Raw genomic sequence first — 26,268 nt, 5'->3', positions numbered from 1 at the left:
AATGGTAGATAAAAAAGAACCCGCATCAGGCTGGCCAATCCTGAAAGGAGAGTATGAAGTGGGTGATGTAAAGGGCTGTGTTGCAGTCATTACCTGCGCATCACACCTCCCCGGAAAACCCGTACTCGATGCAGGAGCAGCAATTACCGGATCCTGTAAAACCGAAAACCTGGGTATAGAAAAAGTCGTCGCCCACGTAATTTCGAACCCGAATATCAGGTACCTGGTTGTAACAGGAGCTGAAGTCAAAGGGCACGTTACAGGGCAGGCAATGCTCAGCATCCATGCAAATGGTGTAAAAGAACACAGAATTGTAGGTGCAGTTGGCGCTATCCCTTATGTAGAAAACCTGAACGATGATGCAGTTGCCCGCTTCCAGCAGCAGATCGAGACCGTAAACCTGCTGGACACGGAAGACATGGGCGCAATCACAGCCAAGGTAAGGGAACTTGTAGCAAAGGACCCTGGAGCCTTCGATGCAGAACCAATGGTTGTGGAAATCAGCGAAGAAGGAGAAGAAGAAGAAGAGGGCGGTGTCGTCAGGCCGGTCTCCGGAGAAATTGCAGTCATCCGTAGCAGGCTGAAAGCCATTGAAGCCCGGATGCTAGATATAGGAAACTTGAACAAGTTCCACTCAGGGGTTCATGCAGGAAAGATTGAAGGTGCCATGATCGGGTTGACAGTAACCATATCCCTGCTTGGGTTATTACTGCTCGGGAGGTAATGAGAATGGCAGAAGAATACGGAAAAGGAGTCCCAATGGTGCTCAACCCTCAGATGGGCGCAATAGACGCTACTGTTGAGAGCATTCGGTACAGAGCACAGCTGATTGCGAGGAACCAGAAGCTGGATTCCGGGGTAATGTCCACTGGAATAATTGGCTTTGCAGCAGGCTTCCTCTTTTCACTGCTGATGGTGATTATACTCCCGTTAATGGCCGGTCTCTAAGCTTGAGAGGTGAAAATATGGATGGAAAAGCACCAGCAGCGTATGTAGATCCAGCTGAGTTTAACGAAGTAATGAAAAGGCTCGAAAAGATCGATGAAAAGGTTGAGTTCGTCAACAGTGAAGTTGCACAGAGGATCGGAAAGAAAGTAGGAAGAGACATCGGAATTCTGTACGGTGCAGTTGTAGGACTGCTTCTCTTCCTGATCTATGTCTCGGTATCATCAATGTTCACAATATAATGAGGGATCAAAATGTTCAAGTTTGACAGGAAACAGGAAGTTTACGAAGTAGGTGGAGTTAAGTTCGGCGGGCAGCCGGGCGAATACCCTACCGTGTTAGTCAGTACCATGTTCTACGCAAGGCACAAGATCGTGACCGATGAGGACAAAGGGATTTTCGACAGGGCAGCCGCAGAAACTCTCTGGAACACCCAGGTATCACTGAGCGATGCCACAGGAAACCCCTACGTAAACCAGATTGTAGGGGAAACCCCTGAATCCATCAGGAAGTACATCGACTGGTTCATAGAGATCGATGACAAGACCCCCTTCCTTATCGACTCTTCAGCCGGAGAAGTGCGTGCAGCTGCTGCCCAGTACTGTACCGAAATAGGTGTTGCTAACAGGGCAATCCACAACTCCATCAACGCAAGTATCGAACAGAGCGAAATCGATATACTCACTGAGAGTGATGTGGAAGCTGCCATCGTCCTGGCTTTCAACGCAACCGACCCAACCGTAAAAGGAAAACTTGACATCCTTGAAGTCGGCGGTTCCGGACAGACAAAGGGTATGCTTCAGGTTGCCGAGGAATGTGGAATCAAGATTCCACTGATCGACGTTGCAGCAATGCCCCTTGGTGCTGGTTCTGGCGCAACAATCCGTTCAATTCCGACAATTAAGGGAAAACTCGGCCTACCTGTAGGTGGCGGATACCACAACATGGCTTCAGCCTGGGACTGGCTACGCAAGTTCAAGAAGACTCAGCCTGACCCGAAGGCAATCTACATGCCTGCTGACATAGGCACCAACCTTGTCGCCCAGATTGCAGGTTCTGACTTCCTGCTCTACGGTCCGATCGAGAACGTCGAGAAGGTATTCCCGGCAGTCGCAATGGTCGACATCATGCTCGGAGAAACCGCAAAGGAACTCGGTGTTGAAATCGCAGATTCAGAAAACCACCCTGTTACCAGATTGACATAAGTTCAAAATTTATTAAAAGGATCGAAAGATCCCAGAGCAAAGAGACATTTTCTCTTTGCCCTTTCTTTTTTACTACGGAATTCTGTAATTAATTTTAAATTCTTTTCATCATCAGTTTTTTATCATCAGTCTCTCATCATCTATTTATTTCATTATCAGTCTTTCATCATCTGTTTTTTCATCATCAGTATACCCATCATTAGGTTCTCACTATTAAATCCAGCTTCCTTGTAGGCAATTGTGGATTTGTACAGCCCAAAACAGTTCTTAAAACAGCTCTTTAAAGATTCCTCTTCTTATGGATCTCCTACAATATTTAAAGAAAATTGAGGCCGAGACCGGAAAACTCAATCGTAAAAAATTGAAAAAGGTGTTGTAAACATTGGAGAAAAAGATGAATAAAAAACAACGTGAATAAAAAACAACGTGAATAAAAAACAACGTGAATAAAAAAACAACGTGAATAAAAAAACAACGTGAATAAAAAAACAACGTGAATAAAAAACAACGTGAATAGAAAACAGCGAAAAGGAATGGAACTTAAAGAAATTTTCGTACATTCACATATTTTGGAAGGAAAGTACCTGACAGGTGAGGAAGTATAAGAACCTGCCAGATACGATGAATCCACTCCCAACTCGCTTTATAGGGAGAACAAATATACCCTGGAGAAGACCAGATTATTGAGGATGTTGTAGAGACCTGAATGAGTGTATACGGGACCCCCCACTCAATCGAGGCACACAAATCCATTTCCAGGCTCACCATTGTTAGAGTTAAACAATGTCTTCCATAACTTGAGAGAACAACAAAGACATGCAAACTGTGAGCATACCGGAGATCAGCAACCTGATTTTCAAGGTTATTTGTGCCCTATTCACATTCTAATTTATTTGATTTACATTGCGTACACTGTCTTACATATATATATAAAGAATTGTGAACCGATATTACCTGTTTTAGACACTTTACCACTTCCCACTTCAGTAAACAGGTGGAAAGTTATGCCTGATATGAACCGTAAAATAACAAATGGAAAAGCACAAATAAGAAAAATTTCAGTGAATTTTTAACAGAGGAGATTATGTGCAACTGCAGAAAATTTACCTACCTGAAAAATAACATAAGTCGGCAAAAATTCTCAAGATAATGGCACTAAACAGAAACATTTAATATTTGGTAGCACTTACCAACATATAAGCTACTGGCTAATGTTTTTAGGCTTATAAATTATATTTTGCATATTAAAAAAATAACTTTTCTAAGCTTTGAGTCAGAAGAGATAAAAAGCCATTATATCAGGGGCACAGATCATGGATCGTAGCATAAAGGAGCGAAAAACCAGACCATCTCGGGTGAAAATATGCTGATCAGAAAAAACATATCCCTTGATGACAAGTACCTCAAAAAGTTGCAGCCCCTCCTGGATGCCAATGACGGGAATCTTAGCGCCGCAGTAAGGGACACAATTGAAATTGCAGACACAGCACTTACATATCACAAAAGCATTGACGAAGCAATCAAATTTTTAAAAGAAACTCCCGCAAAAGAAGAACTGAGTGACACAATAAAAAACGGGGAAAATACCATAATAAATCGAACAATGCTCGAATGGCTTTTCAGGTATACAAAAGGAAGGCTTACGGATGAAGAGCTGGTAAATGAGCTTATCAATCCTTTTGAAATCAGTGATATGAAAGAACTCGAAGACTACCTTAACCAGATCTCCAAAAACTATCAGTGGACAATCAGAACATCAATCAAGTGTGAGGATATCCACAATCCTGACTCTGCACTTTTACTCCTTTCCAATTCCACCATAAACAGCAGGGAGTTTTTTGCCCAGCTAATAGCCCATTTTCTGGCCAGATGGAAACAGCTGGACGTAGAACACATTTTCAGGCGGGCAAATTCAACCCAGATCTCATTCAAAAAGAACCTCTCAGTTTCTCAAAATGAGACTATGCCTGGAATCCGAAAACACTTTGGCTACCTTGACATTGTATGCAGAGAACTTGACGATAATACGGAGTTCTGGACCCAGCTAATGTATACATATAATGTTGAAAGGTACAACCTTGTGACTCTGCACAGAACCCAGTTCGAAACTTTTGCAGCCGGGGAAGTCCCAAACCCGACAAAGATACTGGAACGCCTGTGCAAACAATCCGTAAACGAAATGGCTCTTCCCGATTTACTGATGTACTTCAGGAAGATGTACCTTGCAACCCAGCTGGTAAAGAATATAGAAATCGGCCTCGAACCTGGAGATGAATCAGTAACTATCTTCCATGATTTCAAAAATGAAAAAGTAATCAACAGCCTTGTCGAATATTTCTCAAAAATATTTAGAGAGCAGGGTACACCTTTCGTAACTTCTTCATATTCAAGCATGATCGTGTTCAGATTCCATAAGGAACACGGACCTGCAGACAGCTCTGACTTAACCGGAGAGGAAGAATTCAAAGAGCTCGACTTCTTTTCAAAAGAATGAAGCTCCTGGGAAAGAAAAGGGGCTTAAATCTGAAAAAAATTGAAGAAAAAGAAGGTAAAAAAGAAAACCGAAGAATTCTGAAATTCCAATCAGTTTAACCCTTTGCGACCCCAAGAGGGATGACTCTTGCAACCTTGCGGGCAATACCAAGCTCGTGCACGACATTTACCACCTCACTGCTGGACTTATAAACCCCGGGAGCTTCTTCGGCAATTACGGAGGGGTGAGTTGCCCTAACAGTGATTCCATGGGCTTCAAGGTTCTCTTTTACACTTTGTCCGCGGAACTCTTTCTTTGCATGGGCCCTGCTCATAACCCTTCCGGCCCCGTGGCAGGCACTGCCAAAAGAAACGTCCATAGCATCTTTTGCCCCGCAGAGTATGAAAGAAGGCGTACCCATGCTTCCGGGAATTAAAACCGGCTGTCCCACGTCCCTGTATGCGGCCGGAACTTCCGGGTGCCCGGCAGGAAATGCTCTTGTTGCCCCTTTTCTGTGCACGTAAACCTCTTTTTTCCTGCCTTCAATGTTATGTTCTTCCAGTTTTGCCACGTTGTGGGCAACGTCGTACAGAAGGCTCATTCCCATTTCATCGGCATCCCTGCCAAATACCTTTTCAAAAGACTCACGTGTCCAGTGAGTGATCATTTGCCTGTTCGCCCAGGCATAATTTGCAGCGCAGAGCATGGCTTTGAAATAGTTTTGGGCTTCCCTTGACTGAGCCGGAGCACAGGCAAGTTGCTTGTCCGGAATTTCAATCCCGTATTTCTTCACAGCCTGAGAGAGTTCTTTCAGGTGGTCAGTGCAGATCTGATGCCCTGCACCCCTTGACCCGCAGTGAACCATTACCGTAACCTGGCCCTCTTCAAGCCCGAAAGCCGAAGCTACTTCCCGGTCATAAATCTCGTCCACATACTGGACTTCAAGGAAATGGTTGCCACTACCGAGAGTTCCTAACTGAGGTTTCCCGCGGTTCCTTGCCTTTGTGCTTACATAAGAAGTATCTGCCCCTTCAAGGTAGCCATTCCCCTCACAATGCTCCACGTCCGCATCCACACCATATCCGGCATCTACTGCCCACTTTGCCCCCTCAAGAAACGCACTGTCCAGTTCCCGATCAGAAGCCCTGAACCGGCTTTTTGACCCGACCCCGGCAGGCACATTAGTAAACAGCTCATCGGTCAGCTTTTTGATTTCAGGAACCACATCTTCCTTCTGGAGGTTTGTGCGGATTAGCCGAACCCCGCAGTTGATATCAAAACCCACTCCACCGGGACTGATAATTCCCTCTTCGACATCAAAAGCTGCAACACCCCCTATAGCAAAACCATAGCCGAGGTGGGCATCAGGCATTGCCATGGAATATTTCTGAATGCCAGGAAGAGTTGCAACGTTTGCAATCTGGTCTATAGTGCCGGGCTCGATGCCTTCAAGCAAACTTTCGGATACAAACAGGCGTCCCGGAACCCTCATATTGGGGATATGACCTTTCGGGATTTCCCAGTTATTATCGGAAAGCTTCCGGACCATACCTCTTATATCCCGGTGTCCACTTTCCGCGCTAGATTCCTCGCTTAAGATGTCTTCACTCTCTACCATAATTGATGCTCCCTGCTCCTTTACGTTTTATGAATATGGTTTGAATATTATAATCCTGATATAATATAATCCCAAAATGACTCATTTACCTTGCGTTCCCCAGAGCAACTGCAGATTACTCCGGAAATCCATAAGATACATTTTCAGACTGCGTAACTCATTTAACCCGTTAAAGCGTGAAAGGTTGATTTGGAATATCAAAATCTACTCCGGATTTATAGCTCAGGATAGGATAATAATTCACGTACATGAAGATTTGTATGGCATAAAGTAGCAGAAATGAACAGGAGGCAGACATGAGGATTATGCAGTGCAGCCATACATTCCAGCCATGCACAGAAAAATCAAAAACAACTGCTTCTCAAATATCAACAACAACCTGAGCCTTCCAGCCATCTGCAGTCTTCTCGAGTTCCAGCTGGTTATAGGTGACAGCCTTAATTTCAGTTTCAAAGGGGTGGCTCTCAGGATAGTATTGTTCACCTGATGCTACGGCTTTTATTGAGTATTCCCCTTCTTCTTCCCGGATTTCCTCTACCCGGAACTTCCAGAAAACAATCTCATCAACTTCGAAAAGATACAAAAGCTCGGAAAGCCAGTCCACAAGCAGAGATTCGAGATCAGGGGACGTAAGGCAAACCTCTCTTGCCGTCTCTCCTGAAACCTTCCCCGTATCAATTATAACATTGAACATGGCAAGAGCTGCATTTTCAAATACCTCTTTCAGAGTATTTCCGTAGGCCAGGAACTTTATGTCTGCGGTATGTTCCAGATACTCATACTTTTTTCCTTGAGACGGCATAGTCCAGTATTGGGTTTTGTCTTACATTAACCTATCCGCCTCAGAAACCGGTTTTCGGGCATAAAAAAGAAGCAAAAAATATTTTGGCGGACTGAAATTAACAGGCTAAACCTCAGGGATAAACATAAGAAGCCAAACCTCAAAAAACCGAAACTCGAAGACTAAAATCGAAGACTAAAATCGAAGACTGAAAACCAAAGACTGAAAACCAAAGACTGAAAACCAAAGACTGAAAACCAAAGGAAGGGGGCTCAGAAAATGGCTGGAACAAAAAGCTGAAGGGTATCAGTCCAGCCTTCTCCAGATATACATAATCCGCTGGATTGCAGTAATATGACTGGTTACAGCAATCAGGATAACAGCCCAACCCAGGATGGGAAAGCCTGCAATCGAAGCCGGATAAACCGAATTAGCAAAAGCGGCAAGGATTATGACTACGAGACGGTCAGCCCTGCCCATGATCCCGCCGTAGTACCTCCCGAGATTAAGGGCCTGGGCCTGAGTCCCGAGATAACTAGTAAGAAGCACACCCACGATTGCCGCAACCCCTATCTGCCAGGACACATAACCTGCAAAAAAAATGCTGCAGATAATGAACACGTCCGAATAGCGGTCGATTACGTGGTCGAGGAAGTCTCCTCTCGGGGTTGCCCTGTTGGACTTGCGGGCAATTACCCCATCCAGGGCATCGAAAAGCGAGTTAAACACTACCAAGATGCCTGCCAATAGGGCAAGTTCCTGATATGCAGGAGAGTAATAAAAACTGAGTCCCGCAAAGAAAGCACAGATAAGGGAAACTATGGAAACCGTATCAGGAGAGACCTCATATCTTATGAAAAAATCTGCCAGCGGGTCGATAACTTTCGAGGCAACGGGTCTCAGGGCATTAAACGTCATGGTATTTGGGATCTTCCTTTTAGTTGTATTTCCGTTATATAGAAGACAGGCCTGAAAGAATAGTAGCTTTATCCTGCGCAGCTTTATCCTGCATCTTATGCCGGATTGGATCCACTTGGGTTGGATTTACTTAGGTTGGATCTGCTTATTTATATTAATCCTCTGTGTACCTGTCTTTTGATATTTATACTTAAGGCTGTATGTTTGAATATCAGTGCACTCCATAGATAATACTTACTTATATCACTTTTACTTCCTATTTTCACTTTTTTACGGCTGCAAGCTCATACAGGTACTTTATTCTGCAGGAGTGCTCAAGCTGCGTGGTCACAATATAAGCTTCTCCGAGAGTCCTTCCGATGGCAAAAGTTCCGTGGCTGAAAACCACAGCCCCTCTGTGTCCTGAAAGCTCACCTGCAAGGTTTTCGGCAAGTTCCAGGCTCCCGATTCCGCCGCTTACCACCGGGATATTCCCGAGGAAATACTGACCCTCACTGTCCACAGGAACAATCGTTCCCGCAGGACCGGCAAGCAGGGACTCAACCACCGAATAAGGGCAGTGAGCGTGGATTATTGCCAGAGCAGAAGTTTTCGTGTAGATCTCCCTGTGCACTACCGTTTCGGAAGACGCAATTATATCCAGAGACGAGGTATCCTGAATCTCCACCTCAACAACGTTATCCCCGGTGATTTCATCAAGAGCAGTCCCACTCCGGGTAATAAGCATCCGGTCTCCGGCCCTGACACTGATATTCCCGAAGTTTGATTCCACAAGCCCGTGTCCCACCAGCTTGCGCCCGTATTTTGCCATTTCCTGCCACATCTATGCGAGATATGGATAAAGAATGCCATAAGGCTTATGCACCGTCAAAACGGTAGAAAGCTGTAAAAGCAGATCATAAGCCTACAGTTAAAGCAATTTAGAATATGTCGGGAAAGGAGGGTTCTGCCATAAAGTTTATCTGTGAGTATTGTATTTAGATAAGTCTGCAATCAGTTTCATTACGCCTCGTTGGCTCAGCCCGGTAGAGCGAGTGACTTGTAATCACTAGGTCGCGTGTTCAAATCACGCACGGGGCTTTGTACTTCTTAATTAAGGTCTGATTCCAGAGGATCTTTTCGGGACGGCGGCAGATATTTATATAATAGAGTTTCTTGTTTCTTTTTTGGAAAGCTTCAGGGATTTTTTGACAACATTCTGAATCTGTTTTTTGATTCCGGGATTTTTTCGCTACCTCACAATTTTCAGAGTTTTTCGAGTTATACTTTGTAGTCCGGTTTTAACCATTGCCTTCTGTCCAACTGTCCTAACCCGGTTTAATCTGAGTTGTTAACCCGGACTCGGACCAAATTTTAAACTCCCATTGAAAATAGGGGAGTGAATGACGTGAAGATTATCGAACCCTATTAATACCAGAGTCTGGAGAAAAACGATTTTAATTGTGAACCTGCTTTATGGAAAATTATTATATAAAAATTGTATATAGAATTTAACAAGAGATTCCGGAAATAATATGCAGATCTCAAAATCTGGCGGTATAAATGAAGTTTTACAGGAGTATTGCAACCAGTATCCATAGAAATTTGCCGAGATGTTGCATGAGGACAAAGGAGTGGAGTGTATGTTCTGGAGTAAAGACAATATCATAGAAAGGTTGAGCAAAATACCTCGGACTCTGGAGGATGTTTCAATAGAGATCTTTGAAGGCATACCCTCAACGAATGATTTCATACATAAAGTAAATCTTTCAAGGGGAGACTGTACAAACACCTCGTATATCTGCAGAGATCTGCTGAGGAGTGTAAGTATAGAACAGGAACTTATGTACCCTTATATGGATGACTCTCTGTCTAATGAATTTGCTATTAACTCCAGCCAATACCGGTTTATGCTCCCCTATGAAATACTCGGTAACAACGTAAGAAAAGAATACAGAATCTTTCAGCCAGAAGAGATGAAAACAAGGTTTCCGATGGCTTATAAACGGCTTAGGGAGATCAAATATAAGTTCAGGACAGATGGAGAAGGGTTGAATTCAGCTGATTGTTACCGCCTGAAAAATGAAAGCTTCCTGCATTACATTAACACGCCTAAAATTATCATTACTGACCACTATCGTCTGCAGGCATCATATGATTTTGCCGGAAACCATGTATTTGCAGAAGGAATTGGAATTGTCCTCGGAGACCCCACAATCTACCATTATGTAACAGCGGTACTTAACTCCTCGATATCAAGGGTTTTTCCGGAGATCTGGAACCGCGAAAAAGTGAGAGAGAACAGCAACCTGTATCCCAAAGTGCTCAAAAGGTTTCCGATTGTATTTCCTGAATGTGAGACCGTAGAGACCCTGATAAACACAATATCGCGCTACCTGATTTATCTTAACATTCAAAAACATACAGCAAAAGTTTATTCCTTATCAAACTACCAGAGACTAATCGAATTTTATAAAAGAATTGCAGATCTTTTGATCCTGGACACTTATATTACAAATGATCTCGACCCAAAATTCATCGAAATCCTTGCCGAAAATATAGTCTCATCAGAAGATGAATTCGAATATAGTAATGATATGAGCCTTTTAATCGCACTGCAAGGAATAAAGAGAAATATTCTGGAAAATCCTGATTTCCGGAAATGTAAGTTCAGCAATGAGTTCACAAATATTCTTGCTACCCTGAAGAACAACGGGGTATGGTAAAAGAAAAACTCACCTAATTCATATTAATACTTACATATTTTCTTTTCAGATATCCTGTTATCTGACTTTGCCCTTGAGAAGTCAAAGATTGTAACCAACAACAGAATCGATAACCAACTAAAAATCACTATTTTTGAAAAATAATCTCCTGTAGCTCACGATGAATAAAAGAAAGGAACCTGATCAGGAGAAAAAAAGATTCCATATATTAATCAAGAATTATCGTGATGTTATTCCTGCTTGAATGGAAAAAATTCAAGCAAGTCATATAGAGGACAGATGTAACGTTAATTATAGCTACACATCACTCTACAGAACTAGGAGAACTCCTCAGGTACTAAAATAACCTGGGGTTATTTATCACCTTCAAGGTAGTCTCTCATGATTTTTATGGCACAGTACTCGCCGCACATGGAGCACGGGCCTGTCATGGGGCAAATATCCCTTGGCCTGTCAGAATCAAGGGCAAGCTCCATTTGTCCTTCCCAGTCAAAACGGGCACGCTTTTGTGCAAGCAGCAAATCTCTGTTGCTCATCCCGTATTTCATGGAATCCCCTATATGGGCAGCTATCTTGAAGGCTATCAGCCCTTTTCTCACCTGCTCTGGACCTGGAAGGGAAAGGTGTTCTGCTGGTGTAATGTAGCACAGGTAATCGGCTCCTGCCCCGCTTGCCATGCTGGCGCCCACTGCACCTGCAATATGGTCATACCCAAGGGCAATGTCTGTGGGCAGGGGCCCTGCAACAAATAGAGGAAAACTTGATTTTGACTTATATAACTTAACGTGAGCAGGAATATCGGCTGCCTGTATGTGCCCACCCATGCCCTCTATTATGACCTGTACACCTGCCTCATTAGCTCTTTTTGCAAGCTGGACATTGGTATTGATCTCCATCATCTGGGCACCATCATTCAGGTCATGAATGCAGCCGCTTCGCATGGTGTTTCCAAGGGAAAGGACCACATCCTTCTTCCGGAGAACATCAATCACCTCGTCAAAGTTCTCTATGAAGGGATTCTCACAACCGTTTATGAGCATATAAACACTGGTAAGGGAACCTCCCTTGGATACCATCCCCATTACTCTGCCCATGCCTTTCAATTTTTCAAGGGTAGCTTTTTCCACACAATGCAAGACCACAGAACTCATACCTTCATCCACTTGAGCCCTGAGATATGAAAAAATATCGTCAGCAGTAACCTCCTTCATCCCGCATTCAACAATCGTTTGATAGATCGGAACCGTGGTAATGGGGAGTTTGCTGTTTTCCAGTACGCCTGTACGTATGGCCCGGATATCCCCGCCCATAGAAAGATCGGTGATCGTATCCGCTCCATATTTATCCGCAATTCTTACCTTTTCTATTTCGGCATCCACATCAATTTTTGCAGCAGATGTTCCCAGGTTAACATTTACTTTAGTGCTGGCACCTTTTCCTATAGCCACGGGAGGACAGCCTTTCCTTGTCATTATAATAAGACTTCCTTCGGCCACGCGGGAAAGCAGCGTATCCTCATCAATATTTTCTTTCCCAATAATTTGTTTCATCTCGGGAGTAAGTATTCCATTACGGGCGTAATCAATCTGTGTGTCTCTCATGGGGTTTTCCGCTCTCTGTATTTAATAGTGTAGAAATACCGGCTTGGCAGTTCATCCGTGCAAGTTTGGTATTATATTTATTAAGAAGATAATATGAGAAACAATTCCCTGGTTATTAAGGCATAGGTTAACAATAAGCCAAAAACAGGTTAACAATAGACTTCAAGCTTATTGGTTCCGATAAGCTGAGCGGCGGGATCTAACATAAAAAAGAATTAAACAGGCCACTTAAAAAGGAACATTTCCCACTTGCACCCGCAAATAAAAAAATGCAAGCAGCGAAATCGTTATCGCTACCTTACTTCACCGCGAGTTATTTACTCTTGATTCAGCTCAACATCTTCGCTAAGATAATGCTTCAGACTCTTTTTTCACTATTGAGCTGAAAGTAGATTTTCCAGCTCTGGTAAAGATATGAAGTTCAGTGACGGCACTTTTGGAGTTTACTCCCCCGTCAAAATCCTGCTACAGGAGTCCGTTTTCAAGCATGCACTCCTGTCAGGAATGTAACATAGATACTACCGCAATCTGACCAGACAACGATGTTGTCGGATATAACCGGGGTTTGTGCAGTGTTACCCGAAGACAGTTGTATGCTCTTTCCTGTAGCTATGTCATAGAGATATACATCACCAGAATCCATATCTGCAAGGTCATTGTGTTTTAGATACACAATATTATTGCCGTGAATATCAGTCGAACCCCCTGTATCGTAGCCGGTCATATCATCTCCGGTTGTGACTTCTGTCTGTTGCCGGGTAGCAAGGTCATACATGCGGATATTGCCAAGCCGGGTGTAAAAATCCGACCATATGACTTTATCGCCATAAATGTGTGAAAACATATTATCGCCATACTGGCTGACGTCTATTGATTTTTTAGTGGTGAGATCATATACGTAGATCTGCGAGGTATTTTTAGCAGAAGCGTATTCATATGAGATTTTGCTACCATAAATGTCAGGATTGTTCCCAGCTGCTATCCCGGTCTGTGTGGAGGTAGAGACATCATACATATAGACACAGGAATTTGCACTCCACACGATTCTACTGCCGGAAATAGCGGGAACGCTGTCGTGGTCCACGCCCTTTGTAATATAAGACCTGGCCCGGCTCTCATGGTCATATAAGGTAAGTCTCGGCACTCCGGTACTCTCGTCATGCCATACCAGGATGCTGCCCGAGATAGCCGGATGAGACGCTGCAGAAGAATTGATTGTAGCGTCTTTTTTGGAGGCCAGGTCAAAAACATGAACTGCTCCCCCACTTACCCACACTATATTATTAGCATCAATAGCAGGCTCAGATCCGCTGCCAATTTTTGTACATTGAGCGGCTGACGCCGCAGTCGATGCCAGAATCAAAAACATAAGAACCGACGATATCGAAAGTAACCTACCGTTCATCTTTTCCCCACCATATGACAATAAAGTCCAAATCTCCTCACTTATAATGACAACATAAACCAATATTAATATTAGGATAATTATAATAACTCGATTTATATATTGATTTATTTTTCCACCAATAATATTAGAAAAATCAGTCGCCGATTTTGATACGCGTCCATATTTCGTTCCTACTTACAATTCTTTTTAGAAACCCACAGGAGTTTTTTGACACCCATTGCTCTGCAGGGAATAGAGCTAAATATATAGAAGTGGTTTTATAATTAATATAATAAGCTCTCCAAAGTTCTACCTAACAATCCATTCAAACGCCTACCGTTGCCGAAAATGAGAGATAACTGTATTAATTTTATTACAAAAATACCAAAAATATTTTATAACAGGACTGCGTAGACTCTGAATGTCAGCTCGGTGATTCAATAACAGGTGAATGAAAACTTTTTCAAGTAAGAGCTGACCTGGCTGAAGGCCATGAATAATCGAAACAGGAGGTATTGACCGAAGGAATAAAATCCAGATGGTCAGTAGCAAATTTTGATTTGTAGAAGTCAAAACTTCTAACTCCGCCACCTCCAGTACTGATCCCTATAATGTGTTGGAGAGTGGAGACTCTGTGTGCACGTGTCCGCCCGCATAAATCGCAGAGAACCGAATTGGATAGGTTCAAAAGTATTACGCAGACGTAATATGAAATTTTGAATAAAACATAGAGCCGATCTGGTTAGAGAAATTAAACCAATCTAATTAAAGATATCGGAAAAAAGGTATTACGAGTACGTAATATGGAATTTTAAGAAATATTTGGGAAAGTAGAGAATTACCCTATAAATTTTGATTTCACTGAAATCCCTATAAAAATCCAACCCAAAGGTGATACGATGCTGAAAAAACAGCTAGGAACCCTATTCCTGGCAACATGTCTTATTTTAACAACCTTACCTAACGTAATGGGCGCTCAGAGCACAAATGTGATTACTGTTGCTGGAGATGGAAGCGGAGACTACAACTGTGATGGAAAAGACGATCACGTCCAGATTAACCAGGCACTGGAATATGCAGCAAAAAATCCAGGCACAACTGTCCACCTTAAAGGCCCGTTCACATATGTCATAGGTGACAGTCTTCTGATAGGCAGCAAAACAATCCTTGAAGGAGAGTCAGGTGTAAAAATTAAGCTTGCATCTGGATTACCCGTATGGGGTGGGCGCGAGAGCAGTATTGTAGATAAGAAAGCCATGCTTATGATTAGAGGCAGTTCTGCAAACGATATTGCAATAAAAAACTTAACTGTTGACGGAAGCCAGAGCGACTATTATCCTAACGTCAGGCTCGGAACTTCCTGCTATAACATGGCAACTATAGTAAATTGCAATGGATTAACAGTAAAGGATGTTACATTCCAGAACGGATGTAATGATGCCATGCTTATTTCAGATTCCAGCAACATATTAATAGATACGGTAACCGTAAACAAATGTGGGCATGATGGGGTATATGCCTATCACGTAACAGGCATTACAGTTAAGAACTCCAAATTTATTAACCGAACCAATTCGTCCGTTCGGTTCGATTCCGTTACCAACGGAGTCATGAAAAACAACGAATGTACCACATCTGGCGGCGGATATGCAGGCCTGGAATTACAGGGAACTCTTAAAAACATAGAAGCTTCCGGCAACTATTTCCATGACTTGCCTGCTCCTGCAATAGTACACTTGAATACAAAAGAAACAAATGTAAACATCCACGACAACAGAATTGAAAATTGTGCATAAGAAACTTAATACCTGGAAAACTCTCAGTTCATTAACTGAGAGCCAATCCACTTATTTTTCAAAAAAACACACACGACTTCGAATAGCAGGCACAAATAATGAAAGTAATTGAAAGTACTTTCATACCAAATCGGTTTTCCCGGCTTAATCATTTTTGTTGAATCATTTTTGTTGAATCATTTCTGTTGAATTCAATCATTATCGTTATTATCTCCCATTGCCCTCAGAATGTACAGGAAGAGGTTTACAAAATCCAGATAAAGGACGAGGGCTCCGAGGAGTAGATCTTTATGAGCTGCAGATCCGGCTGCAATCATTTCTGGGGATTTTATTTCTCAGGCTTTTTTTTCGGATTTCTCTTTTCCTTCAGGTTTTGCATCGGTCTGATTTTCACTTTTCTCTTTGTTTTTATCATTGAAAAACCCAAGTTCGTTAAGCACCTCAAGATCTCCCTGGCTCAACTTTTTTAGTTTCTGGGTATCATAGGCTGTAAGCCTTGAAAAGGTAAGGACGCCGATACTTGAGATAATGAGATCAAACTGCGAACTTTGTAAGAGTGAACTACCACTCAGCTAAAGACTGAGTTGCTTCTTGGTTCATTCTTCCCTCTATTGAGGGCAAGTCCCCAAGCTCTTCCCCACGTTCCGTAGGTGTTACAATCCAATTAGATTTTGATCTATGAGAGCGAATTTCTTGATATTGATAGCGGCATTTATGTCTCTATCATGTTTTGTTTTACAATCAGGACAAGTCCATTCTCTGTCTTTTAACTGAAGCTCTTTATTATGGTATCCACACACGTTACAGAGCTTAGAAGAAGGTTCAAATTGTCCTATCCTTAATACGCCTTTTCCAAACCATTCTGCTTTATATTCTAACTTTGTTACAAAGCTGCTCCATGCAGAATCACTTATAGCCTGTGCCAAATGATGATTTTTAACCATACCTTTAACATTCAGAGTTTCCAGAGCTACAGCTTGGTTTTCGCTAACAAGTCTAAAAGAGAGTTTGTTCTGGAAGTCATTCCTCTGATTTGTTATTTTGTCGTGGAGTACAGCAAGCCTCTGTCTGGCTTTTGCCCTATTTTTAGAGCCTTTTTGTTTCCTTGATACTCTTTTCTGAAGGACCTTTAACCTTTGCAAAGAGTTTTTCAGGTATTTAGGATTCTCAATCTTTTCTCCTGTGGAAAGGACGGCAAAATCTTTGATACCCACATCTATTCCTACTGTTGTTGATTCTGAGAATCCCTGTTTTTCAGGAAGTTCTTTACCGTCTTCAACAAGGACGCTGATGTAGTAATGCCCTTTACAAGTCCTTGATACCCTAGCTGTTTTAAGCTCTCCATCAAATTTTCGGTGAAGAACTGCTTTAATCTCACCAATTTTAGGAAGTTTAACGGTATGGTTTTCAAAATTCACAGAATAGTGTTGGGGTACGGGAAAAGACTGGATAGGATTTTTCTTTGACTTAAACTTCGGAAATCCATTCTTCTCTCGGAAAAATCGAGTGAAAGCAGACTCAACCTGCTTAGTCATCCCCTGTAATGATTGAGAATTGACTTCTCCTAACCATTCGTTAGAGGTCTTCAAAGCTGGAATTAATTTGTTTAAGTCAAATCTGGAAATTGATTTCCCTGTTTGTTCGTATGTTTTAATTTTCTGATCAAGTGCCCAATTATAGACAAACCTACAGCTACCTATATGTTGATTGAGTTGATCAGCTTGTGTAGTTGTAGGATAGAGCCTAAATTTGAACGCTTTCATCATACAAAGAGATCATATGCTTTAACAATTCATATATTTTTTTGTAAATATGAAATATGAGACAAGGAATCATAGCAAATTTCTGTTAATGTATCATATTATCTTTGTTTGCAAATATCGAAAAGCTATACTTGAACCAATCAGCGAAGAACTCAAACAAATTGTGATTGATATTTCAAAAGGGTCAAACTTTGAAATTCTTGAAATGGAAACTGACAAAGATCACATCCATTTCTTAATTAAGAGCGAAACGAAAGTCAGTGTTCTATCTATTGTCCGAAAACAGAAACATGAATCTACGAACAGAATTTGGAAAACACAAAAAGAATATCTGGAAAAGTATTATAGGGGCGAAAACACATTGTGGAGCGATGGATATTTTGCTTCTACCATCGGAAACGTTAGTAAAGAAGCCACAGAATATTATATACGGAATCAGGGTTGAAGTTGACGCTTATATCCCCTGAGCTAAAGACTCAGGGGTTTTACGCTTCTTTATATAAATTGATAATCAGAGCTGCTATCAGGCCCACCACAAATGTCATAAGCAAATTACCCACGCCACTCAGGTCAGTATTTGTGGTGCAACCATAAAGGCTCATAGCCCCGAATACAAAAGCTAAAACCCAAAATAAAGAAAAAATGGAAGCTTCCGTGTAAATGAAAAAAGAAAAAGATTAGAGAAGGGATAAGGGAAAGAAATAAAGAAAAGATCAGAGAAGGGATAAGGAAAAAAACCAGAAAATGAGAAGAAGCCTCTCTGACTCAACTAACCCGCAGCCTATCAATCCCGTTATACAGCCTTCTCAGGGCTATGCTGAGTCTGCGGACTTCGACCTTCCATATATTTTTGCTGACATGGACGTCCCCTCCGGCTTTGACACCTGCAATCCAGGCATATCTCCGGGCTAATTTTTCATTGTTAGAGGGGGAATGAAAAACCTTTCCCGTTTTCTGGTTACTGTATTTTTCATTAATAAGAAATTCATAGATTTCCTGGACTCTTTCGAGCAAAGTCTGTTCGTTTTCGGATCCTTCGGCCCCAAACAGGACGAGATTCCAGAGGCGGAACTGTACCTCATGAAGTTCGGATATCAGTTTTTTTGAGTGGGGAATCTCAAGCATCTGTTTGAACTCAAGATAGATATCCGTATTTCCAAAACCCGCTGGCAGGGTATTTCCAAGCGAGATCATAAGATGGATGCACTCGTGAAAAAGGATTCTGGCTATAAGGAATTCGACTCTTTCCTGCAAGTTCCAGAATCGGGTTACAAGGGATTCGTCCCAGAGCTGATAGGGGTTAACAAGGATTACGGACCTGTAAACAATCTTTTTTTCATTTTGGGAAACCAGACGTTTGGGATAAAGAACAATCCCCTGCATTTTCCCGAAAAACTGAATCCTGACTGCAAGGTCCCAGCAGTATTCCCAATCCCCGGAGTTTACACACTTTACCCTATAGTATTTTCCATCAAAACGGACCTTCTCAAGCAACCGGTACATATCTTTGCTGTGAGCCCTGATCAATGACTTAACCTGGGATTCCCGACAGATCCCAAGGTCAAGATAGGGAAAATTAGGGGCAGAAGCAGAAGAGAAATAAGGGGCAGATGGGTTAAGGTCGTGAAATCCCTCAGGCAAGAAGCCTGAACAGTCTTGCCGGTTAAAGCCTCCGGTTTCAACTGGCGGAGCCTTCCTTTTCATGAAATCTCCTCCTATGACATAAATAACTCATAAGATATTATTACTGAGGATATATAAAAAATGATCAATGGGGAGGGAACAAAGGATTATGATTCCTTAGAACAGGAAAAAACCTCATTTTTTCATTTATTTTAAGTTATTTTCAGATATTTAGATGATTTTCAGAAATTCTCAGAGATTTCCAGCTAATTTCAGAGATTTCCAGCTAATTTCAGAGATTTCCAGCTAATTTCAGAGATTCCCGGTTGTTCTTGGCTATTTTCATGTAGTTTCATTTATTTTCATCCGATTTGTTAAGAAATCCGCAAACAGGACAACTGTTTAACTTTGAGAGAGAGATTTCACTGAAATTCCCCGAAAATCCATTCCAGAACAGAAGGCGACCTTCGAGAAGTTTTCCTTTTCCTGTCAGGAATTTAATTACTTCATTTGCCTGGATAGAACCTATAACTCCCGGAGTTGCCCCTAAAACCGGGAAAACTTCTTTTCTGGAAATCCGCGGAAAAATACAGTAAAAACATGGAGTTTTACCGGGAATTATCGTAGTCACCTGCCCATCGTATCCGGTAACTGCTCCATGAACCAGAGGAATTTTCCTTTTTACGGCAAGCCTGTTGAGCAGATGCCTGGTTTCAAGGTTATCAAGGGCATCGACAATAATATCACATTCGGGAATCAGGGATTCGATGTTTGATTCGGAAATCATTTCCCCGATGGTTTCAACCTCAATCCCTGGGTTCATAGAAAGAAGCTTTTCCTTCGCAGATTCGATCTTGGCTCTCCCAATATCCTTTTCGTGATGGAGAAACTGCCTGTTCAGATTACTGAGCTCAACCGAGTCAAAATCCGCAAGAATAATTTTCCCGACCCCGGCTATTGCGAGATATGTGGAAATAGGGCTTCCGAGTCCGCCTGCACCTGCAACCAGCACTCTGGAATTCTTCAGCTTTTCCTGCCCCTCCTCCCCAAAAAGAAGGATCTGCCTGCTGTATTTTTCACGTTCTAAATCATTCATTTAAGATCTTCCAGAATATTCCTCTCGAATATTGATTCTACCGGCCAGTTCCGGATAACACCAGTTTGTCTCCTAACAACTCTACTATCCAGAAAAGTTAGAACATTTCAGTAATGATTAACTTCCTTATGCATAACATCTTCGGACAGCATTCGAGTGATACCCAGATTTCGTACTTTAAGGTAGAGAAGCATATAACTGAGAAGGAGATATAACCCGCAAGCATATCCGAAGTTACGAACAAGGGTTATAAATAAAGGTTACGAACAAGGGTTATAAATAAAGGGTTGCGAACTAGAATTTTTTTGGAAAAATTAATTAAGGCGAGACCCATAAAAATGGTTAATTATTTTTAAGATTTTTTGAACCGGGTACTGCTGCTTATTATTGCATAGCCCTTTTTGCATGATTACGGATGAGATGCTGGAAAAGAGAGATATAAAAAGGTTTGAAATTCATGAAAGTTCTGGATTTGAAAAATACTATCCTCAATATTAAACAGGAATTTTCTGGTTACTTTAAAGAACGAGACGCTGAAATCAACGGTTCCCTGCTGGCGCTGCTTTCAGGAGAGCACGTTCTTTTGCTGGGCCCGCCGGGAACTGCAAAAACCCTGCTTGCAAACAAAATCTGCGAAACTATCGAGGGAGGGAATTTTTTCCATTATCTCCTTACCCGGTTTTCCACTCCGGAAGAAGTATTCGGACCGCTTTCTCTAAAGGCGCTTGAAAAGGATGAATTCAGCCGAAGAGTAGAAGGCTACCTGCCGACTGCTCATATAGCCCTTCTTGACGAGATCTTCAAGGCGAACAGCTCTATTTTAAACAGCCTCCTGACAGTCCTGAACGAGAGGAAATACCATAACGGAAAGGAAGTTATGGATGTCCCTCTCTTTTCCGTTTTCGGGGCTTCCAACGAACTGCCCGAAGAAGATGAAAGCCTTGAAGCCCTTTATGACAGGTTCCTTTTCAGGTACAGCGTGGACTACATCCAGCATGAGGAAAACCTTGAAGCCCTCATTTTCGAAAATACCGAAGACTTCACGCCTTCAACGAAACTCTCGGTCGAAGACATAAAGGAAATCCAGAAGAAAGCCAAGGATATGCGTGTAGACCCAGAGGTCCGGGCAACTATCAGGGGGTTAAGAAGAGAGCTTAAGAACTCAAATATCTTCGTTTCGGACAGGCGCTGGAAGAAGATTATAAACGTGCTCAGGGTCGCTTCTGCCATCAACGGGCACGAAAGCGTAAACAGGATGACTGTTGTCCTGCTCCAGCACATGCTCTGGGACCTCCCTGAGCAAAAGGAAACTATAAGGAAACTTATTCTGGACAGGGTCGTCTCCGGAGGCACTGATACCGGAAAGCTCAAACAGAACGTGCTTGATCTTAGAAATTCCGTCTACAGCTGCCTGCAGCAGGAACTTCCGGACCTGATATACTGCAACAAGTGCTTCGAAGAGGAGAAAAAAACAACCGGTGGTATGAAGAGCTCCAGATTTACGGCAGTGAAAACCCCGAAGAGTCTCACATTCAATAATGCCCTTGATTTTTTAAAGCACCATGCAGAGTTTCCTACCCACACCTACAGTTTCGGGCTTGAATACAGAAACAACATTAACGGTTCACTGAGCTTCGAAGCAGTAGCAGAGCAGTTCCGCCGGAAGTACGGGTTTGAGTTCAAGCTCAGCCTGGACTACGGAGACAAGAAGCTCTACGAAAAAGAGTACGAAAACCTTGAAGAAAAGCTGAACTACTTCAGAAAACAGGTGCAGGAAGAAGAAAAAGCCCTTGAGGAGACCCTCAGGGAGAACATCTGGGTTTCCGGGCAGGACAGCAAGGAGATCCTGATGAAATACCGCTCCAAAAACACGGATATTTACGAGATCGCAAACTATCTGAACGAAATCCGGGCCCTGCTCGAAAAACCGAAGATATTTGACGTGGAACTCGAAGAAGCAGAAGTTGCCTGAGAAAGGGTTCTCAAAAACCCGAAAAAGACAGGAAATAAGAAACTATGCAGGACCTGAAAAGCTCGAAAAGAGATTTCAAAGACCTTTCCGGATCAAACAGGGCGTTATCTTTTGACCAGGCATTTAACCCTTATACGATATTGAATATAGAACTCCGGGAATTTCTGGCAACCCCCCGAAAAGTCCCTCACAGGCTCAGAGAAGAGATTGCAGAAGTACTTATTTATGAACTCCTTTCAGGGAAAGACTATGAAATAAAGGACGAAAAACGCTTTATGGAAAAATTCGGGGTTTTTTATCCGATCTTCCTCAGCATGAGAAACCAGAAGGTCTGGGAAGAAATAAAAACCCTTGCAGGAAGCAACAGGATGGCAGGAATTTTTATCCTGAGAAGCCTGCTGGAACATCTTTTTACGCTCCTTGGAGAATACGAAAAAATAGAACCTGATCTGTTGAGGAAATCCCAGAAAGGACTGGAAAAGAGCCTGAACGCCCTGAAAGAGCTGATCAGTGAAACTCAGGCAGCATGGGAAAGAAACAGGCTGGAAAAGTCTGAAAGTCCTAAATACCCTGACTGGCAGAAAAGTCCTGAAGAATTCCGGGAAAAAAAGAAAGAAGGTGAGAATAACCGGGAAAGTTTCCTTAAAAATTGGGGAGCCCGGGAAGAAAAAGACCCGAATCTGAGAACTGAAAACGGAGAAGGATCGGAAAGACTTGCCTCAATGACCCGGGAATTCATGCTCAGTGAAAAAGCCAGGGAAGCAGTTGACTCCTTAGTAGAGGAAGAGATAGCTGCAGAGCTTGAAGAGCTTATCCCTGCCCTTGAAGACCACCTTGAAATGCTTGAGATCCTCTCCATGCTCTTTCCGGGGAGAATGTGGGACTATTCCTTACAGGCCCTGCACAGGGAATACTTCGAAAACCTTGAGAAATATGCGGCAATCCTCAGGAAAAGTTCCGACCTGCGGAAAATTCTCGAACAGGTTGGCAGGATGGAGCTTGAGTACGGCTCAAAAAAACTGCAGTTATCACCGCACAGCAGAAGCGAAGTGCACTCAATCACCTTTTCAGGGGAAATCCAGACTCTTCTTCCGATAGAAGCCGTAAAACTCAAAAACCCCATCCTGAAGCGCAAGTTCTATGCTGACATGCTCGAGGAAAAGCTCCTTACATACCAGCTGCGAGGGAAAAACTGGAACTCGAACTCCGCAGGCAAAAGGAGAAAAGGGCCCGTTGTCGCCCTTGTCGATACCTCGGCTTCCATGCGGGGAGCCCCTGAGATCCTTGCAAAAGCCGTGGTCCTGGCAATTGCAAGGAGGATGTTAAGAGAAAACAGGGATGTCAAAGTAATTCTTTTCTCATCGAAATGGCAAACGGTTGAGATCGAACTTACGCATAAAAAGCGTATGGGTAAAGAGTTTCTGGACTTTCTCAAATACACATTCGGAGGCGGGACAGATTTTAACACTGCGCTCCGTTCAGGGCTAAAAGCAGTAAAAGGGGAAAAAGCCTTTCAGGGCGCAGACCTCCTTTTCCTGACCGACGGGGCCTCCGAACTCTCGGAAAGACCCCTTATCCGGGAATGGAATGAAATAAAAACCGAAAGAAAAGCCCGCATCTTTTCCCTGATAATAGGAAACTATGATGCAGGAGGGTTGGACCAGGTCTCGGACCAGACCTATATTATCCCTGATGCAGGAAGCTGGCAGGTTGAGGAAAGCCCTGCAAGATTTATAAGAGCAGTCAGCAGACCTGCGAGGATGTTTTAAACGGAGCAGAGTTTAATGCCTGCGCTTAAAACGCCTGTTCACCTCGTCTATGAACTCCTCAAGATCTTTCCTGCCCGGCGGTTGATGCCTGTAGATGCTTGACAAAACAACAAATGCCGCCCTTCTACCTTTAGAGGAATTCCTGAGCAACCCGATTTCAATCACTGTGATAAGGACCTCGGAAATCATCTTGCGATCGTTGGGACTTAGATTACTCCACCTGTCATTGAGTTTTTTCGAAGAGACTTTTACCGACTCTTTGCCCCCGGAAGCTATTGTTGAAGCTTTCGAAGATACTGTTTTTGAAATCTTAATTACTCGGGCCTTTCCGCAAGAAGCTGTTTTCGTAAATGTCCTGAAAGCTCTTCCCGGAATCTCCTTCATCCGTATTTTTTCGCAGGCAGAAGAACCTCCCATTGAGTCTCCCGAAAACCGACCTTCGGAAGTTCTGCTTTCCAGGATTTTGCGAATTTCTTCAAAGATTTCGGTGATTTCCTCTTCAGACCTCGTCCGGAGGTATTCCCTGAGATTTTCTATCAATTCAGGGTCCAGCTCGGGAGAATCGTCATCGTCAGAGGCTTCGCAGACCTCGACAAAATCAGCATCAATTACAGGACAGGACCACATGAGAGAGTCATGTAAGGAACCCTTCCCGGACCCGGGGCTTTTCCTGACCCTGCAGCCGGAGCTTGAAAATTTCCTGAATATGTCCTGTTTGCTTTTGAGCAAGAAAATCACATCCGTACCTGTGTTAAATCAAGAATTACTCTGTTTCTACTAATTTCTTCTGAAAACGTTCGTAGCTGAAAGTGGTTTCAGCAAACTATTTCCCATTATATCTTTGCATATAGGCACATATATGGTTTAACATAAACAGGTTTCATTCTGAGGTTAAATATCTTTTTCTGTTTATGCTGCAGCTAAATTCGGATATCGTGCTGGGATTCTGGAAAAACAGTATTTAATAAGGGAACTGAAAAAAGCACAAAAAGAATTTTTTCCCTGAATAAGCAGATAAAATAAACCTATATGTGTAAAAAAACGTTTAAAATCCTTATTTTTAGAAAATAACTACAGATTGATTCGTAGTTTAAGTAATTTTTTTATAAGTCCCATGCCTTAGTTAGTATCAGGCGAGGTGAAAAGCATGAGTATGCAGAACATGAAGACATTGAAAATAGTCATATGCGGACTCCTTCTCGTATCCATTCTCTCGGTTGCCTGTGCAGGAGCAGGGACAGAGAATAGAGCAGTGGCTGCAGAACCTGCAGAGATTGGAGTGATAGAGACAAAAATGGTAGCCGGTTCAGGGGTTGTATCCGCGAGTTATGCTGAAGACTTTTATCCCGAGTTTGAAAAAATCAGTGTAGATCCAGCCTACCAGTACCTTGAACTGAAACCCGGAGACGGTAAAAACTTTACCGCAACTGTTGAAAACAAAGACAATAAAACCATTGCACTGGATCCCAGGCTCGTAATCATCCCTTATACTGAAAACTTCATAGATGAAAGCTGGGTCAGCATCAGCCCCTCCGCAAAAGACCTGGATCCGGGAGAAAAAGCGGAGTTTGAGATCGAAGTGGACATACCTGAAGATGCGGATTTAGGGAACTATGCCGTACTAATCGCCTTTACGGAAAATGTGCCTGAAGGAGACGTAGCAGGATATTATCCGAACTTCCCGGGCACAATGCAGCTGAACCTGCAGGTCTGGACCCCACCTGCAGTCCAGATCCTTACACCTTACGTCAACGACCTTGTAGAAGCAGGAAAGACCTACACTTATGAGATAAAAATCCGGAATACGGGCAATACGGATATTGCAATCTCCCCCGAGCTTACAGAGGAAGGCGACATAATCTATTATGATAGTATCTCCCCTTACGGAGGGGGAACGTATGCCTTCGGAAATGATGCGATAAATGTCGACGCCCCGGAAAAAGTAAAAGCAGGAGAAACTGCCATCGTAAAGCTGACACTTAAAGTTCCGGCTGATGCAAAGGGAAGCTACACCGGAAGCCTCGACCTCAACATCGATGACCCGGGAATCAGAGACTATGCAGGGAAGGTTTCGCTGAATTTCCGCATTCTGCCTATCCCCGAAGAGCCTTACGAAACCACCTTTAAAGCCGGAAACAACGGCACTATCAGCATAGAGGTCAGCTCCTACCAGTATGGATACGGTCTCTACACCGCAGGAGGAAACCGGGACCTTACCCCCTCTTTTGAGGTAAATCTGAAAGACCCCTCAGGGAACGAAGTAACACCTACTCTCGTAAGCACGAAATACAGCGGTTCTGTAAGCATAATAGATGACACATACCCGCAACCCTATCTTTCATATGTCTCCGCAAGAATTGCAGGCGGCATGGAAACTTCCAACCAGGGGAGCTACCAGGCAGGGACCACAACCTTCGTAGAAACCTATACGGTTCCGGGAGCTACAGGCGACTGGACACTTTCAATCCTGCCCAAAAACACTGAAAACTTTGAATATTCCGTCACAATAGGGGCTGTAGAAGAATAAACTGCCCCCTTTCTTTCTTTTTTTTGGTTTATTTATCTATAAAAGGCTCATTTCCCTTTTTTATATATTTTCCTTTTTTTTATTTATTT

23 protein-coding genes and 1 tRNA gene are annotated in these 26,268 nt (G+C 42.8%); 12 read left to right on the top strand and 12 right to left on the bottom strand.

The window, feature by feature from the left end; all coding sequences use genetic code 11:
• Position 1: 1 nt before the first annotated feature.
• From mtrA to MA_RS01425, 5 genes are all read left to right on the top strand, one after another.
• Positions 2-724, top strand: coding sequence for a tetrahydromethanopterin S-methyltransferase subunit A (mtrA, locus tag MA_RS01445; protein WP_011020330.1), 723 nt, complete (start codon positions 2-4; stop codon positions 722-724).
• Entirely contained in the window at positions 724-948 is a 225-nt protein-coding gene (gene mtrF / locus MA_RS01440; protein WP_011020329.1) for a tetrahydromethanopterin S-methyltransferase subunit F, read from the top strand. The genes mtrA and mtrF overlap by 1 nt, the downstream gene beginning before the upstream one ends.
• A 17-nt stretch (positions 949-965) precedes the next feature.
• The gene (mtrG, locus tag MA_RS01435) at positions 966-1,187 is read left to right on the top strand and encodes a tetrahydromethanopterin S-methyltransferase subunit MtrG (protein WP_011020328.1); all 222 of its coding nucleotides are present in this window, start codon (positions 966-968) and stop codon (positions 1,185-1,187) included.
• Positions 1,188-1,199: 12 nt separating this feature from the next.
• Positions 1,200-2,150 (top strand): tetrahydromethanopterin S-methyltransferase subunit H, encoded by a 951-nt coding sequence (gene mtrH / locus MA_RS01430; protein WP_011020327.1) that lies wholly within the window; start codon positions 1,200-1,202, stop codon positions 2,148-2,150.
• A 1,363-nt stretch (positions 2,151-3,513) separates the two neighbouring features.
• On the top strand, positions 3,514-4,644 hold the full coding sequence (locus MA_RS01425) for a hypothetical protein (protein ID WP_011020325.1): 1,131 nt from the start codon (positions 3,514-3,516) through the stop codon (positions 4,642-4,644).
• A gap of 94 nt (positions 4,645-4,738) precedes the next feature.
• Here MA_RS01425 and MA_RS01420 read toward each other — a convergent pair whose 3' ends face one another.
• The 4 genes from MA_RS01420 to MA_RS01405 all read right to left on the bottom strand — a co-directional run bounded on the left by MA_RS01420 (position 4,739) and on the right by MA_RS01405 (position 8,763).
• On the bottom strand, positions 4,739-6,241 hold the full coding sequence (locus MA_RS01420) for an RtcB family protein (RefSeq protein WP_011020324.1): 1,503 nt from the start codon (positions 6,239-6,241) through the stop codon (positions 4,739-4,741).
• Positions 6,242-6,602: 361 nt separating this feature from the next.
• Entirely contained in the window at positions 6,603-7,043 is a 441-nt protein-coding gene (locus MA_RS01415) for an archease (RefSeq protein ID WP_011020323.1), read from the bottom strand.
• A gap of 285 nt (positions 7,044-7,328) precedes the next feature.
• The gene (locus tag MA_RS01410; protein ID WP_011020322.1) at positions 7,329-7,940 is read right to left on the bottom strand and encodes a CDP-alcohol phosphatidyltransferase family protein; all 612 of its coding nucleotides are present in this window, start codon (positions 7,938-7,940) and stop codon (positions 7,329-7,331) included.
• 262 nt (positions 7,941-8,202) lie between these two features.
• A complete protein-coding gene (locus MA_RS01405; RefSeq protein ID WP_011020321.1) occupies positions 8,203-8,763 on the bottom strand; it encodes an aldolase in 561 nt (186 codons plus the stop codon).
• A 183-nt stretch (positions 8,764-8,946) separates the two neighbouring features.
• Between MA_RS01405 and MA_RS01400 the strand changes: the two genes are divergently transcribed.
• Together MA_RS01400 and MA_RS01395 are read left to right on the top strand one after the other, a co-directional pair.
• A tRNA-Thr gene (locus MA_RS01400) sits at positions 8,947-9,020 on the top strand.
• Positions 9,021-9,562: 542 nt separating this feature from the next.
• A complete protein-coding gene (locus MA_RS01395) occupies positions 9,563-10,645 on the top strand; it encodes a hypothetical protein (RefSeq protein WP_048066073.1) in 1,083 nt (360 codons plus the stop codon).
• A 353-nt stretch (positions 10,646-10,998) separates the two neighbouring features.
• Here MA_RS01395 and thiC read toward each other — a convergent pair whose 3' ends face one another.
• On the bottom strand, positions 10,999-12,246 hold the full coding sequence (gene thiC, locus MA_RS01390) for a phosphomethylpyrimidine synthase ThiC (RefSeq protein WP_011020319.1): 1,248 nt from the start codon (positions 12,244-12,246) through the stop codon (positions 10,999-11,001).
• 481 nt (positions 12,247-12,727) lie between these two features.
• Positions 12,728-13,651, bottom strand: a complete 924-nt coding sequence (locus MA_RS01385; protein ID WP_083755865.1) for a hypothetical protein — start codon at positions 13,649-13,651, stop codon at positions 12,728-12,730.
• Positions 13,652-14,532: 881 nt separating this feature from the next.
• Between MA_RS01385 and MA_RS01380 the strand changes: the two genes are divergently transcribed.
• Complete coding sequence (locus MA_RS01380) at positions 14,533-15,429, top strand: right-handed parallel beta-helix repeat-containing protein (RefSeq protein ID WP_011020317.1); 897 nt, start codon at positions 14,533-14,535, stop codon at positions 15,427-15,429.
• 191 nt (positions 15,430-15,620) lie between these two features.
• On the opposite strand, the gene MA_RS29250 is transcribed toward MA_RS01380, so the two are convergent.
• Together MA_RS29250 and tnpB are read right to left on the bottom strand one after the other, a co-directional pair.
• On the bottom strand, positions 15,621-15,746 hold the full coding sequence (locus MA_RS29250; protein WP_281085532.1) for a hypothetical protein: 126 nt from the start codon (positions 15,744-15,746) through the stop codon (positions 15,621-15,623).
• A 336-nt stretch (positions 15,747-16,082) separates the two neighbouring features.
• Complete coding sequence (gene tnpB / locus MA_RS01375) at positions 16,083-17,195, bottom strand: IS200/IS605 family element RNA-guided endonuclease TnpB (protein ID WP_011020316.1); 1,113 nt, start codon at positions 17,193-17,195, stop codon at positions 16,083-16,085.
• Positions 17,196-17,241: 46 nt separating this feature from the next.
• On the opposite strand from tnpB, the gene tnpA reads away from it, so the two are divergent.
• Positions 17,242-17,637, top strand: coding sequence for an IS200/IS605-like element ISMac7 family transposase (gene tnpA / locus MA_RS01370; RefSeq protein ID WP_011020315.1), 396 nt, complete (start codon positions 17,242-17,244; stop codon positions 17,635-17,637).
• 40 nt (positions 17,638-17,677) lie between these two features.
• Here the strand turns inward: tnpA and MA_RS24930 are convergent, their stop codons facing one another.
• The 3 genes from MA_RS24930 to MA_RS01360 form a co-directional block, all read right to left on the bottom strand.
• Positions 17,678-17,854: a Bax inhibitor-1 family protein gene (locus MA_RS24930; RefSeq protein WP_083755864.1), complete on the bottom strand. Its 177-nt coding sequence runs from the start codon at positions 17,852-17,854 to the stop codon at positions 17,678-17,680.
• A gap of 103 nt (positions 17,855-17,957) precedes the next feature.
• Entirely contained in the window at positions 17,958-18,896 is a 939-nt protein-coding gene (locus tag MA_RS01365) for a hypothetical protein (protein WP_011020314.1), read from the bottom strand.
• A 271-nt stretch (positions 18,897-19,167) separates the two neighbouring features.
• Positions 19,168-19,911 carry a HesA/MoeB/ThiF family protein gene (locus tag MA_RS01360; protein ID WP_011020313.1) on the bottom strand — a complete coding sequence of 248 codons (744 nt, stop codon included), beginning with the start codon at positions 19,909-19,911 and terminating at the stop codon, positions 19,168-19,170.
• Positions 19,912-20,368: 457 nt separating this feature from the next.
• Between MA_RS01360 and MA_RS01355 the strand changes: the two genes are divergently transcribed.
• A complete protein-coding gene (locus MA_RS01355) occupies positions 20,369-21,883 on the top strand; it encodes an AAA family ATPase (RefSeq protein WP_048064848.1) in 1,515 nt (504 codons plus the stop codon).
• A 44-nt stretch (positions 21,884-21,927) separates the two neighbouring features.
• The gene (locus tag MA_RS01350) at positions 21,928-23,652 is read left to right on the top strand and encodes a vWA domain-containing protein (RefSeq protein ID WP_048064847.1); all 1,725 of its coding nucleotides are present in this window, start codon (positions 21,928-21,930) and stop codon (positions 23,650-23,652) included.
• A gap of 12 nt (positions 23,653-23,664) precedes the next feature.
• On the opposite strand, the gene MA_RS01345 is transcribed toward MA_RS01350, so the two are convergent.
• Positions 23,665-24,390, bottom strand: a complete 726-nt coding sequence (locus MA_RS01345; RefSeq protein ID WP_011020310.1) for a hypothetical protein — start codon at positions 24,388-24,390, stop codon at positions 23,665-23,667.
• Between the two features lie 409 nt (positions 24,391-24,799).
• Here MA_RS01345 and MA_RS01340 point away from each other — a divergent pair, with 409 nt between their 5' ends.
• Positions 24,800-26,179, top strand: a complete 1,380-nt coding sequence (locus MA_RS01340; protein WP_048064846.1) for a COG1470 family protein — start codon at positions 24,800-24,802, stop codon at positions 26,177-26,179.
• Positions 26,180-26,268: the final 89 nt, after the last annotated feature.

The sequence above is a fragment of the Methanosarcina acetivorans C2A genome (assembly GCF_000007345.1).
Lineage (GTDB): Archaea > Halobacteriota > Methanosarcinia > Methanosarcinales > Methanosarcinaceae > Methanosarcina > Methanosarcina acetivorans.
This window is presented reverse-complemented; position numbering and strand designations above follow the sequence as displayed.